The 13956-nt window shown below is 60.6% G+C and carries 8 protein-coding genes; 5 read left to right on the top strand and 3 right to left on the bottom strand.

What is annotated here, in order from left to right; all coding sequences use genetic code 11:
* Positions 1–110: 110 nt before the first annotated feature.
* Entirely contained in the window at positions 111–2294 is a 2184-nt protein-coding gene (gene uvrD, locus HU755_RS04530) for a DNA helicase II (RefSeq protein ID WP_186618803.1), read from the bottom strand.
* A gap of 258 nt (positions 2295–2552) precedes the next feature.
* Between uvrD and HU755_RS04525 the strand changes: the two genes are divergently transcribed.
* From HU755_RS04525 to HU755_RS04515, 3 genes are all read left to right on the top strand, one after another.
* On the top strand, positions 2553–5426 hold the full coding sequence (locus HU755_RS04525) for a GGDEF domain-containing phosphodiesterase (protein WP_186630747.1): 2874 nt from the start codon (positions 2553–2555) through the stop codon (positions 5424–5426).
* Between the two features lie 127 nt (positions 5427–5553).
* Complete coding sequence (gene hexR / locus HU755_RS04520; RefSeq protein WP_007962240.1) at positions 5554–6420, top strand: transcriptional regulator HexR; 867 nt, start codon at positions 5554–5556, stop codon at positions 6418–6420.
* Positions 6421–6662: 242 nt separating this feature from the next.
* Positions 6663–6866: a PA3496 family putative envelope integrity protein gene (locus HU755_RS04515; RefSeq protein WP_186546158.1), complete on the top strand. Its 204-nt coding sequence runs from the start codon at positions 6663–6665 to the stop codon at positions 6864–6866.
* On the opposite strand, the gene HU755_RS04510 is transcribed toward HU755_RS04515, so the two are convergent.
* On the bottom strand, positions 6808–7770 hold the full coding sequence (locus tag HU755_RS04510) for a LysR family transcriptional regulator (protein WP_186630746.1): 963 nt from the start codon (positions 7768–7770) through the stop codon (positions 6808–6810). The two genes, HU755_RS04515 and HU755_RS04510, sit on opposite strands and share 59 nt — an antisense overlap.
* A 190-nt stretch (positions 7771–7960) precedes the next feature.
* Here HU755_RS04510 and HU755_RS04505 point away from each other — a divergent pair, with 190 nt between their 5' ends.
* The gene (locus tag HU755_RS04505; protein WP_186630745.1) at positions 7961–9376 is read left to right on the top strand and encodes an acetyl-CoA carboxylase biotin carboxylase subunit; all 1416 of its coding nucleotides are present in this window, start codon (positions 7961–7963) and stop codon (positions 9374–9376) included.
* A gap of 11 nt (positions 9377–9387) precedes the next feature.
* The gene (oadA, locus tag HU755_RS04500) at positions 9388–11196 is read left to right on the top strand and encodes a sodium-extruding oxaloacetate decarboxylase subunit alpha (RefSeq protein WP_186546155.1); all 1809 of its coding nucleotides are present in this window, start codon (positions 9388–9390) and stop codon (positions 11194–11196) included.
* Positions 11197–11406: 210 nt separating this feature from the next.
* Here oadA and HU755_RS04495 read toward each other — a convergent pair whose 3' ends face one another.
* Positions 11407–13644: an autotransporter outer membrane beta-barrel domain-containing protein gene (locus HU755_RS04495; protein ID WP_186630744.1), complete on the bottom strand. Its 2238-nt coding sequence runs from the start codon at positions 13642–13644 to the stop codon at positions 11407–11409.
* Positions 13645–13956 lie beyond the last annotated feature (312 nt).

Below are 13956 nucleotides of genomic sequence, written 5' to 3'. Positions count from 1 at the left end.
AACCCTGTGGGAGCGAGCCTGCTCGCGAAAGCCACACCGCGGTTAATCAGATCAACCGCGGTGTTTTCATTCGCGAGCAGGCTCGCTCCCACAGAAAGGCAAAATCTACGTCAAATGGCTTCCAGCTTGGCGTAGCCGAGCATCAGCCACTTGCTGCCTTCACTGAAGTTCACCTGCACCCGCGCCTGGGCACCGGAGCCTTCGAAGTTGAGGATCACGCCATCGCCGAAGATCGAGTGGCGCACGGTCTGACCGAGGCTGAAGCCGGTTTCCGGGATCTCGCTGCCACTGAACAGGTTGCTGCCGCTCATCGACTGGTTGCCGCCGAACGGGCGGCTGACACTGTTCGACAAACGAACTTCCTGAATCAGGCCTTTCGGCACTTCGCGTACGAAACGCGAGACCTTGTTGTAGGTTTCACTGCCGTATAAACGGCGGGTCTCCGCATAGGTCATGACCAGGTTCTGCATGGCCCGGGTGATGCCCACGTAGGCCAGGCGCCGCTCTTCCTCAAGGCGACCCGGTTCTTCCAGGCTCATCTTGTGCGGGAACAGACCTTCTTCCATGCCCACCAGGAACACGTAAGGGAACTCCAGCCCTTTGGCGCTGTGCAGGGTCATCAGTTGAATGCTGTCTTCGTGTTCGTCGGCCTGGGTGTCGCCGGCCTCCAGCGAAGCGTGGCCGAGGAACGCGGCCAGCGGTGTCAGCTCTTCATCTTCTTCGGTGTTCTCGAAGTTGCGCGCGGCGCTGACCAGTTCCTCGAGGTTTTCCACCCGGGCCTGGCCTTTCTCGCCTTTTTCCGCTTCGTGGTAGGCGATCAGGCCGGACTGCTCGATAACGGTCTGGGTCATCAGGTGCAGCGGCATCTCGGCACACTTGGCGGCGAGGTTTTCGATCAGCTCGATAAAGGCGCCGAGGGCGCCCGCCGCGCGTCCGGTCAGGCCTTTGTTGGCGACCAGCTGGCGCATCGCTTCCCACATCGACACGTCGCTGTGGCGCGCATGTTCGCGGATCGCTTCGACGGTTTTCTCGCCGATGCCACGGGCCGGCACGTTGATTACCCGCTCCAGCGCCGCATCGTTGCCGCGACCTTCGAGCAGGCGCAGGTAGGCCATGGCGTTTTTGATTTCCGCCCGTTCGAAGAAGCGCTGACCGCCATAGATGCGGTACGGAATGCGCTCGCGCAGCAGGGCTTCTTCGAGAACGCGTGATTGGGCGTTGGAGCGGTACAGAATCGCAATGTCGCTACGGGCCAGACCGGTTTTCAGCGCGCTTTCGATGGTTTCGACCACGTAGCGCGCTTCGTCGTGTTCGTTGAACGCGGCGTACAGGTTGATCGCTTCGCCATCGCCGCCGTCGGTCCACAACTCTTTGCCCAGGCGCCCGGTGTTGTTGGCGATCAGGGCGTTGGCGGCTTTCAGGATGCCGGCGGTGGAGCGGTAATTCTGCTCCAGGCGAATGGTCTCGGAGTCCGGGAAGTCAGACGAATACTGATGGATGTTCTCGATCTTCGCGCCGCGCCAGCCGTAAATCGACTGATCGTCGTCGCCGACCACCATCAGGCTGTCGCCGCCCTTGCCGAGCAGGCGCAACCAGGCGTACTGCACGGCGTTGGTGTCCTGGAACTCGTCGACCAGAATATGCCGGAAGCGCTTCTGATAATGCGCGAGCAGGCCGGGGTGGTCACGCCACAGGTCGAGGGCGCGCAGCAGCAGTTCGGAGAAGTCGATCACGCCGGCACGCAGGCACGCTGCCTCGTAGGCTTCGTAAATGCCGCGCATGGTCGCCAGGTACAAGTCGCCGCTGGCCTGAATGTGCTGTGGACGCAGACCTTCGTCTTTCTGTCCGTTGATGAACCACTGGGCCTGACGGGCCGGCCAGCGCTGCTCGTCCAGGCCCAGCTCGCGGATCACCCGCTTGACCAGGCGTTGCTGGTCGTCGCTGTCGAGAATCTGGAAGGTCTGGCTCAGGCCCGCTTCCTGCCAGTGTGCCCGCAGCAGGCGGTGCGCGAGGCCGTGGAAGGTGCCGACCCACATGCCGGCCGGGTTGATGCCCAGCAACTGCTCGATGCGGTGACGCATCTCGGCAGCGGCCTTGTTGGTGAAGGTCACCGACAGAATGGAGTGAGGCGAGGCGTTTTCGACCTGGATCAACCAGGCGATACGGTGCACCAGCACTCGGGTTTTACCGGAGCCGGCACCGGCCAGGACCAACTGACGGCCAACGGGGGCCGCTACGGCCTGGCGTTGGGCATCGTTGAGGGAGTTCAGCAGAAGGGAGAGATCATCGCGCATCCGGGCATTCTAGGGTGCGCCGCAGGCCCGGGCAAACCGAGCTTTGCATTAGCCGATGAAAGCGCCTTCGATGACGACCGGTCGGTCACTGGCTGCAGGCTTCGGCCCGTCTCGCTTGAGGGGTTGAAGCGGTGCCTGGGCAGCGGGAAATTTCGCGCAAATTCTGATCTGCAGCAGTTTGGCAACGGGATCGCCTTGTGTATGCTCCGTCCACGTTTCGGGCGCAGGCCCTTCCTTATAAGAACAAGAACGTTGCCCATGACCCTCAGCGCCGAACTGTCGGGCCCCTTCGTGGAATCCCGGGTGATCCGCAAGCACTATGCCGTCGAAATGGCGGTGGAGCGTACGCGACTGCTGTATCAGGGCTCGCTGCTGCCCACGCTGTTCATGTTGATCAATGGTCTGATTTGCGCCGCTTTGCTCTGGAGCCCGCAGCGCTACTTCGTGGTCAGTGTCTGGCTGGTGTGGTTGCTGTCGCTCGTCGCATTGCGGGTGATACAGGTGGCCGCGTTCGATTCGGCGATCCCCGAACGCCAGGCCCAGCCAATCTGGTTTCGCATGTTCCTGCTCGGCTCGACCTTGACTGGCCTGACCCTGGCCGGTGCCGGCATCGCCTTGGTGCCTGCGGACAATTTTATCCAGCAAGCCTGGGTTTTCGGCCTGATCGGCGCGGCGACCCTGTCGGCCAGCGTCGCCTATGCGGTGAGTCTGCCGGCATTCCTGTCGTTTACCTTGCCGTGCCTGCTGCCGGCGATCGGTTATCTGTTCTGGGGCGGCGACGATCAGGCGCGTGGCTGGGGCTGGCTCGGCTTGATTCTGCTCGGCTCGCTGAGTGTGGTGGCGTGGCAGGTCAATCGACTGATCGATCGCGGATTGCTGCGGCGTTTCCAGAATCAACACCTGATCGAGCATTTGCAGCAAGCGCAAACGCGCAGCGAACAGCTCAACCAGGAACTCGGCAAGGAGATCGAACAGCGCCGTTGTGCAGAAGCGCAGTTGCGTAAAGCGCAGGTCGATCTCGAAGACCGCGTGGCCCAGCGCAGCCGTGAACTCGATGCCGCCAACCAGGCCTTGAGCAAAAGCGAAGCGCGGCTGGCACTGGCACTCAAGGCCAGCGAACTCGGGCTGTGGGACTGGAACCTGCAAACCGACGAAGTTCATCACACGCAGATTCAGGAACTGTTCGGCCTTGCCCCGGAATACGTCACGGCGCTGCTGCGCGACCTCAAACCGCGACTGCACCCCGAAGACGTGCCGTCACTCAAGTTCGCGCTGGTCGAACATCTGAAGGGGCGCACGGAGGACTATCAAGTCGAATACCGCCTGCGCCATGGCGACGGCCACTGGGTGTGGATCGAAGACCGCGGTCGTGCCGTGGAGCGCAGCGACAGCGGTCGGGTGATGCGCATGGTCGGCACCCGTCGCGATATCAGCGCCAGCAAAAGCCTGGAAGAGCAGCAGCGGCTGGCAGCCACGGTATTCGAGGCAGCCAGCGAAGGCATCGTGATTCTGGACCCGGATTACGCGCTGATTGCGATCAATCAGGCCTTCAGCCGCGTCACCGGCTATGAAATCGACGACATGCTCGGGCGCAACGTCGTCGAGCTGCCGTGCAGTCGCGATGCCCGCCGTCACTACGTCGCGATCCGCCACGCGCTGGACCAGCATGGCACTTGGCAGGGCGAACTGGTGGAAACGCGCAAAAACGGTGAGTTGTATCCCCAATGGCTGCAACTCAATGCCGTGCGCGGCAGCCGAGGCAATGTCAGCCATATCGTCGGCTTTTTCGCTGATCTCTCGGCTCGGCGCGAGTCCGAAGAGCGGATGCGCTACCTGACCCACTACGACGAACTCACCGGCCTTGCCAACCGTTCGCTGTTCCGCGAGCGCCTGCACGAAGCCCATCAGCGGGTTCGGCAGGGCGGGCGGCGCAGTCTGGCGCTGCTGCACATCAACCTGGATCGTTTCAAGTTGCTCAATGACAGTCTGGGCCACGAAATCGCTGACCAGTTGCTGCAAAAAATGGCCCGTCGACTGGTTAACGCGTTGCCCGAGGCCGACACCATCGCTCGCTTGTCCGGCGACGAGTTTGCGGTGCTGTTCGATGCTTACGGCAATCTTTCCAGTCTGGCTCGGGTGGCGACGCGGTTATCGGCCAAGTTGCGTCTGCCACTCAGCGTCGACGGGCATGAATTGGTGGTCAGCGCCTCGATGGGCATTAGCCTGTTGCCGGACAACGCGCGGGAAATTGCCGCACTGGTCAGTCAGTCGAACATGGCCATGCAACATGCCAAGCATTTGGGCGGTAACAATTTCCAGTTCTACACCGACAGTCTGCAAGCGAGCACGCTGGAGCGTCTGCAACTGGAGAATCAGTTGCGCAAAGCCATTGAAGACCGACACCTCAAGGTGTTCTATCAGCCGAAGTTGTGCCTGGCCACCGGGCGCATGAATGCCGCCGAAGCGCTGGTGCGTTGGGACCATCCGACGCTGGGTCAGGTCCCGCCGGCGGACTTTATCGGGCTGGCCGAGGAAACCGGGCTGATCGGGCCGATTGGCGAGTTCGTCCTGCGTCAGGCTTGCTGGCAGGCGTGCCAATGGCAGCGCGAGGGGCTGGCGCCGATCCGCGTATCGGTGAACCTGTCGGTGCATCAACTGCGTCAGGGCAAGCTGGTCAGCCTGGTGCGTCAGGTCCTGGAGGAAACCGGTCTGGCGCCGCACTACCTCGAACTGGAGCTGACTGAAAGTCACTTGCTCGACAGCGTCGAGCACATCATTGCGACGTTCCGGCAATTGCGTGAGCTGGGGGTGAAACTGGCCATCGACGACTTCGGCACCGGTTATTCGTCCTTGAGCTACCTCAAGCGGATTCCGGTGGATTACGTGAAGATCGATCAGGCTTTTATCCGCGGTCTGGGCCAGGGCAGCGAGGACGCGGCAATCACCCGGGCGATCATTGCCATGGCCCACGGGCTGTCGTTGAAAGTGGTGGCCGAAGGCGTCGAACGCGAAGATCAGCTGGCGTTTCTGCGCGCCGAAGGCTGCGATGAAGTGCAAGGCTATCTGATCAGCCGTCCCGTGGAGGCCGCTGGGCTGGCCGGGATTTTGCGTGAACAACTCAATCCGTTTTAAGGGCTACATGCACTTGATCATGCCTGATTCGGGGACATCGAGTTACGCATTGAGCAGGCAAAATGCCAATTCATGTAGTATAACTACAAGCATGCTACATCCCTGCCCATAAGAAGAGTCCAGCCCCTTGAATCTGCTGCAACACATCGCCCAGTCACGTCACCTGTTACGCAAGTCGGAGCTCAAGGTCGCCGACCACGTGCTGCTTGACCCTGCGGCCGTGATGCACAGTTCCATGGCCGATCTGGCCCACAGCGTGGGTATCAGTGAGCCGACCATCGTGCGTTTCTGTCGCGCCATCGGTTGCTCGGGCTTTCAGGATCTGAAACTGAAACTGGCGCAAAGCCTCGCGGCCGGGGCCAGCTTCGGCCAGTTCGCGATCCACGAAGACGACTCTGTCGCCGATTACAGCCTGAAGATTTTCGACACCACGCTGCACACCTTGATGGAGGTTCGCGAGAAGCTCGATCCGGTGGAGCTGCAGCGTGCGGTAACGCTGATGTCCCAGGCCCAGCGGGTCGAATTCTATGGATTTGGTGCCTCGGGTGCGGTGGCGGCGGATGCGCAGCACAAGTTCTTCCGCTTGCTGCTGACAGCGGCGGCGTATTCCGATCCGCACATGCAGGCGATGTCGGCCGTGACCTTGAAGCCGACCGATGTAGCGATTTGTATTTCCCAGTCGGGGCGCTCCAAGGATTTGCTGATTACCGCCAATCTGGTGCGTGAAAGCGGAGCGTCGTTGATCACCCTTTGCCCGAGCCAGACGCCGTTGGCGGAATTGTCGACCGTGAACCTGGCGATCGATGTCCACGAAGACACCGAGATCTATACGCCACTGACTTCGCGGATTGCCCACCTGGTGGTGATCGACGTGCTGGCGATGGGCGTGGCAATGGCGCGCGGGCCGAGTCTGGTCAATCACCTCAAGAGTGTGAAGCGCAGTTTGCGCAGTTTGCGCTTGTCGCCCAAAGCCGTGAAAGCCTTGGATGACTGATGTCATCACAAGGTCGTTCCGACCTTGATCGCGAGCAGGCTCGCTCCCACAGGGGATCTCCCTGTGAACACAAATTTCCATATCATGTCGAGATCAAATGTGGGAGCGAGCCTGCTCGCGAAGGCGTCCTCAACCACACCGCACATTTGCGAAACTTTCATCAGTCTGTAACCCCGGCGCAGCCAAACCGTCATCCTGTCTGCCTATCGTGAAACTCCCGTCATCGCCTTGGGAGACTCGAAATGGCTCAGCCCTACGAAGAACGCAACAGCGCCGCGAAAACCCGCCGTCAGCAGGAAGACCAGCGCCGCATGGAATTTCGCCGCGCGATTGAAGATCGCTTCGAACTTCGCCAGCTTCAGGCCGAAATCGGCGATTTTCCCGAAATCACTCACTGGCAGGCAGCGCCCGCAGCTTCCCGTCGAAACGCTCAACCAACGCGCTGATCTGCGCGCGCTCGCTGCGGATAAACGCCAGAAAGGCGTGTGCCACCGGTGACAGCCGTTTGGCTTTTGCCTGCACCAGGCACCAACTGCGCAGCAGCGGCAACTCTTCGACCGGCAGCTCGACCAGCCCGCCGGTCGCCAGCTCCAGGTTCAGGGCGTGGCGCGTCAACAGCGCCAGGCCCAGACCCGCCAGTACGCATTCGCGCTGAGCTTCGGCCGAGGCCACTTCCTGGGTCTGGGTGAAATGCACGCGCTTTTCCTTGAAATACTCTTCGCACGCCAGTCGCGTGCCTGAGCCAGACTCGCGGATCAACAGCGTGTAGGGCTCAAGGTCCTGTAAACGCAGCGGGCCCATGTGTGCCAGCGGATGATCGGGACGGGCCACGGCGACAATCGGGTTGTTGAGAAACGGCAGAAATTCCAGGCCCATGTCCTGCGGCACCATCGACATGATCACCAGATCGTCGCGGTTGTCCGACAGACGCCGGATCACCTGGCCACGGTTGACCACTGTCAGTTGCAGGTTCACTTCCGGATGCTGGCGCTTGAAAGCGGCGAACAGGTGCGGCACGAAGTATTTGGCGCTGGATTCCACCGCCAGTTTCAGCTGACCCTGCAGCGAGCCCTGCATATCCGACAACTGCATATCGAGGTTTTCCAGCCGCCCGAAAATGTCACGGCTGGCGCGCTGGAGGGCTTCGGCGGCCTCGGTCATGTAGAGTTTTTTGCCGACATAATCGAACAATGGCTGGCCGATCAGCTCTTCGAGCTGACGAATCTGTAGGCTGACGGCCGGTTGGGTCAACGACATTTCTTCGGCGGCGCGGCTGTAAGAGCGTAAATCGCACACTTCATTGAAGATCTGCAACTGACGCAACGTCATACGCATCAATGACTTACGCATATTATTCTGGCTCTTGGCACAAGCGGATGCTTCAACTATAAGTGTTTACTTATGCCTGACCCAATTTTTATTCATTTTTGTTAATCCCTTGTGAGCGCTAGTGTGGGCCTGCGACTGAATTGAAACATTTGGTCACGCGTCGACCTGGGTCTAGCAGGTCGTGGTGCCACCGGCTCAAGGGAACCTCCAAGTGATAAAAAAGATCCTGATCGCCAACCGTGGTGAGATTGCCGTACGAATCGTACGAGCCTGCGCCGAAATGGGCATTCGCTCGGTAGCGATTTTCTCCGACGCCGATCGCCATGCCTTGCATGTAAAGCGTGCGGACGAGGCCCACAGTGTCGGTGCCGAGCCGCTGGCCGGCTACCTGAACCCGCGCAAGCTGGTGAACCTGGCGGTGGAAACCGGCTGCGATGCGCTGCACCCCGGCTACGGTTTCCTGTCGGAGAACGCCGAACTCGCGGAAATCTGCGCCGAGCGTGGTATCAAATTCATCGGCCCGTCGGCGGAAGTCATCCGGCGCATGGGCGACAAAACCGAAGCGCGCCGCAGCATGATCAAGGCCGGCGTACCGGTGACGCCTGGTACCGAAGGCAATGTTGCCGGTATCGAGGAGGCGCTGATCGAAGGCGACCGCATCGGTTACCCGGTGATGCTCAAGGCCACTTCCGGTGGCGGCGGCCGTGGTATCCGCCGCTGCAACAGTCGCGAAGAACTCGAACAGAACTTTCCCCGGGTGATTTCCGAGGCCACCAAGGCGTTCGGTTCAGCGGAAGTGTTTCTGGAAAAATGCATCGTCAATCCCAAGCACATCGAAGCGCAGATTCTCGGCGACGGCTTCGGCAACGTCGTGCACCTGTTCGAGCGTGACTGCTCGATCCAGCGGCGCAACCAGAAGCTCATTGAAATCGCACCGAGTCCGCAACTGACTCCGGAACAGCGCGCCTACATCGGTGACCTGTCGGTGCGGGCGGCCAAGGCGGTGGGTTACGAAAATGCCGGTACCGTGGAGTTCCTGCTCGCCGAGGGCGAGGTGTACTTCATGGAGATGAACACCCGGGTGCAGGTGGAACACACCATCACCGAAGAAATCACCGGCATCGACATCGTCCGCGAGCAGATCCGCATCGCCTCCGGCTTGCCGCTGTCGGTCAAGCAGGAAGACATCCAGCACCGTGGTTTCGCGTTGCAATTCCGCATCAATGCCGAGGATCCGAAGAACAATTTCCTGCCAAGCTTCGGCAAGATCACCCGCTACTACGCTCCCGGCGGTCCGGGCGTGCGCACCGACACGGCGATCTACACCGGCTACACCATTCCGCCGTTCTACGACTCGATGTGCCTGAAGCTGGTGGTCTGGGCACTGACCTGGGAAGAGGCGATGGACCGTGGCCTGCGCGCCCTCGACGACATGCGTCTGCAAGGTGTGAAAACCACCGCCGCGTACTACCAGGAAATCCTGCGCAACCCGGAATTCCGCAGCGGCCAGTTCAACACCAGCTTTGTTGAAAGCCACCCGGAACTGACCAACTACTCGATCAAGCGCAAACCCGAAGAGCTGGCCCTGGCCATCGCCGCCGCCATCGCCGCCCACGCAGGCCTGTGAGGAATACCCGAATGAGCAAGAAGATCTTCGTAACAGACACCATCCTGCGCGACGCCCACCAATCGCTGCTCGCCACCCGCATGCGCACCGAAGACATGCTGCCGATCTGCGACAAGCTCGACAAGGTCGGCTACTGGTCGCTGGAATGCTGGGGCGGCGCGACGTTCGACGCTTGCGTGCGCTTCCTCAAGGAAGACCCGTGGGAGCGTCTTCGCCAACTGCGTGCGGCGCTGCCCAACACACGCCTGCAGATGCTGCTGCGCGGGCAGAACCTGCTCGGTTATCGCCATTACAGCGACGACGTGGTCAAGGCCTTCGTCGCCAAAGCCGCGGTGAATGGCATCGATGTATTCCGCATCTTCGATGCCATGAACGATGTGCGTAACCTGCGTGTAGCGATCGAAGCGGTGAAGGCGGCCGGCAAACATGCGCAAGGCACCATCGCTTACACCACCAGCCCGGTGCACACCATCGATGCCTTCGTGGCGCAGGCCAGGCAAATGGAATCCATGGGTTGCGATTCGGTGGCGATCAAGGACATGGCCGGCTTGCTGACGCCATACGCCACCGGTGAACTGGTGCGCGCGTTGAAAGCCGAACAGTCGCTGCCAGTGTTCATCCACTCCCACGACACCGCTGGCCTGGCGGCCATGTGTCAGCTTAAAGCGATCGAAAACGGTGCCGATCACATCGACACCGCAATCTCCAGCTTCGCTTCCGGCACCAGCCATCCGGGCACCGAATCGATGGTCGCCGCGCTCAAGGGCACCGAGTACGACACCGGTCTCAATCTGGAACTGCTGCAGGAAATCGGTCTGTACTTCTATGCGGTGCGCAAGAAGTACCATCAGTTCGAAAGCGAGTTCACTGCCGTCGATACCCGCGTGCAAGTCAACCAGGTGCCGGGCGGGATGATCTCCAACCTCGCCAACCAGTTGAAAGAACAGGGCGCCCTGAACCGTATGGCTGAAGTGCTCGCGGAGATCCCGCGCGTGCGTGAAGACCTCGGCTTCCCGCCGCTGGTGACCCCGACTTCGCAGATTGTCGGCACCCAGGCGTTCTTCAACGTGCTGGCCGGTGAGCGGTACAAGACCATCACCAACGAAGTGAAGCTCTATTTGCAGGGCGGCTACGGCAAGGCGCCGGGTGTGGTCAACGAGAAGCTGCGCCGTCAGGCGATCGGCAGCGAAGACGTCATCGACGTGCGTCCGGCGGACCTGCTCAAACCGGAAATGACCAAGCTGCGTGCCGACATCGGTGCACTGGCCAAGTCCGAAGAAGATGTGCTGACCTTCGCCATGTTCCCGGACATCGGCCGCAAGTTCCTCGAAGAGCGCGCTGCCGGCACCCTTACCCCGGAAGTGCTGCTGCCGATTCCGGAAGCGGGCGCGGTTGCCTCGGTGGGCGGTGAAGGCGTGCCGACCGAGTTCGTCATCGACGTCCACGGCGAAACCTACCGCGTCGACATCACCGGTGTCGGCGTCAAGGCCGAAGGCAAGCGTCACTTCTATCTGTCCATCGACGGCATGCCGGAAGAAGTGGTGTTCGAGCCACTCAACGAATTTGTCGGCGGGGGCAGCAGCAAACGCAAACAGGCTTCGGCACCGGGCCACGTCAGCACCACCATGCCGGGCAACATCGTCGATGTGCTGGTCAAGGAGGGTGACACCGTCAAGGCTGGCCAGGCTGTATTGATCACTGAAGCCATGAAGATGGAAACCGAAGTCCAGGCCGCCATTGCCGGCAAGGTCGCCGCGATCCATGTGGCCAAGGGTGACCGGGTCAATCCGGGCGAAATCCTTATCGAGATCGAAGGCTGAGATAACCGCCGCGATCCAACGCTTTAAACCTCGGGGGAGCATGTGCTCCCCTTTTTTTTGCCTGCGATTTTTCGACTTTGCAGGCCATTGCAGGAGATCCAATGTGGGAGCGAGCCTGCTCGCGAATGCGTCGGATCAGCCAACATCATTGCTGAATGACTTACCGCTTTCGCGAGCAGGCTCGCTCCCACAGGGAGAATGTTCAGCCTGTCAGAACGCCATGCGCCACTGACCTGCCACGCCATACGTTCGGCTGTCATTGCCCATTTCGCCGGTTAACGCTACACCAAGGGTGTGCGCCGCCGACAGTCCGAGATCCAGCCCCGCCTCCATGGACAGACTGTTTCGATCCAGCGCGGCACCGGCCACCTCGAAACGCTTGCCGCCGTTGAGCAGTTGCTGACGGGTATCGCTTTCGATCTCGCCGAAGGTGTGTTTCCAGCCCGCGCTCAGCCGTGGGGTCAAGTGCATGCCGTTATCCAGCGAATTGATCTTCGCAACCCGCAGGCCGAAGGTGCTGCTGAAATTGTCACGGGTCTGGCCATAGACTTTCAGCGCCGCATCGCCGCCCTTTTCGCTGTAGGTGTCGCGCTGATAGCGCTGATAACCCAGGCTGGCGAAAGGCTCGAGGGTCAGATGGTCGCGGCCCAGATTGAACCCGGCCTCGGCAAACGCCTGTTGAGTATTGGCGTCGTAGTTGCCTTTGAGGCGATCACTGAAACCCTTGAAGGCGACCCGCCGTGTGCTGCTGCCGTCATGGCGTGCGTAGATGGCGCCGAGGCGCAGAGACAACGGGCCGTCCTGGCGCACGGCGTAGGCGCCGAGATGCCAGCTGTCGAGATCACCATCGTATTGACGGGCATCGAGCTGCGTCTGTGATTTGCCGCCGAGCAGGCCGACATGCCATTGCTCGTCGAGCCGCCAGTCGGCGCCCATGACCAAGCCTTGGGTGGCGTGCTTGAGGGTGGTGTCGACGTTGCGATCAACTTTGCCGCCATGGCCCAGCGCCTGAATCCAGACCCGACCGGAATCTTCGCCGCCCGCCGCTTGGCGAGGTGAGCTGCGCGAGCCGTAAGTTGCGCCGGAACGGTTGTCCAGTTGCCCCATCGCCGAGAGCATGCTCGCACTGACCGGCATGATGCTGTTCAGCGTGGCTTTGGCGAGGTTGGCGTTGCTGCCGGCGGCGAGTTGTTCCAGCGCAATGGGAGCAGTGGTTTTATCGCTGGTTAGCAATGCAGCGACGGCTGCGTTAGCGGGTTTCGCAAGCTCGACGATTGGCTGTTCGGGCGCCTCGTCAATTTGTGCGGTGACGGTCTCGTCAAGCATTGGCGAGGGCAGAGGTGCGGTTGATGAAGAGGCCACGGGACCTGCAGCGGGGGCCGATGCAACCGCTGATGCCGGTATTGCCGATGGCAGTGCCGATGCCGATGCCAATGCTGATGCTGATGCTGATGCTGATGCTGATGCTGATGCTGATGGCGACGGCGATAGAGGGGCTGTCGGCGCTTCGATAATGCTTTCGGCAATTGCCCGGCCGTTGTCTGTGGTGGCAACGCTCGGCAGCTCTACCTCGTTGCGAGCGTAAGTCAGTCCGACGGATTTCTTGTTGTATTGCGCTGTGGCGGTCATGAACGCCAGATCGTTCTCGATCCTGCCGAACTGGCCTTTCACCTCGCGCGCTTCAATGATTTTGTATTGGCTGCTTTGTGGATATTCGCCGGGAGCTGCAACGATCTTCAGGGTGGCGCCTTCCAGCTGGGCGGTGCCATCGACCTTGATTGTCTGAGCGCCGCCGGGAGTAACCTCGTAAGCCAGTTCGGCAGTGGGGGACAAATGCAGATTGCCTTTCACTCGCGGACTGCCGAGGGCTTCATTGACGGTGAGCAACCCGTCGACCTCAAGATTCCCCACTGTGCCTTTACCTGCGAAGCCGCCGCCCTTCTGGATATAAACATCACCCTTGATGCTTCCAAGGTTGGTCAGGGCTCCGCCGCTGTTTACCAGCACGCCTTCCTGAAAACTACCTTTTGGGCTCAGCGTCCAGTCGCCCTGGGCGATGAATAGTCCATTGAAGTTGCGCGTGTCGCTCAACGTGCCGCCGTTCGCAGCATCCAGGAGCAGCACGTTATCGCCCTTACCCCCATCCAGCCGGCCAGTGAAGCTGGCGCCGTCCTTGAGAATGATCAGGTCGTTGACGTCGGTACCGTTGAAAGCGGTTTCCGGTGCTGTGAAGGTGATGGGGACCGTGCTCGCGTCGCTGAGAAAGCCCTGAAGTCGTTGCACGGCTTTTTCTTTAGGGCTTGTTTCCGGCACCTCGGTCGCGTCCACGCTTGGGGGCGGCTCGGTGCCTTCAGCGGATTGCTCGGCGTTGGCCAGTGCTACGCAACCCATTGCCAGCGAAATAGCCAGAGCCAAGTGTTTTGGTGCGAATACGTATTGAGCGGTCATCGAGTTCAACCTCCTTGTATGGAGGCCCCAACTCTATTGATGCACCACAAAAAGCGCTGTCGGCCGCTTCCCGTAGCCATGCAGCCGACGTCGGATCGTTCTGTAGTAAATCCTCACCGGATTTCGCAAACAAAGCTTTTGCGCGGCGGCGCCTGTTCTTTTTCCTACAGCCGATAGGGGCTCCAGAGCGGCATTTATCGGTAATCGATCTGCATTGTTTTGCATCGATTGAAGCTTCAGCGGCTCCGCTCTGCATTTTGTTGCAGTTTAATCACCAAAACGGCGATCGAGCTGCACTACATTGCGTGTTTC

This window comes from Pseudomonas sp. SWRI111, assembly GCF_014268555.1.
Taxonomy (GTDB): Bacteria; Pseudomonadota; Gammaproteobacteria; order Pseudomonadales; family Pseudomonadaceae; genus Aquipseudomonas; species Aquipseudomonas hamedanensis.
This window is presented reverse-complemented; position numbering and strand designations above follow the sequence as displayed.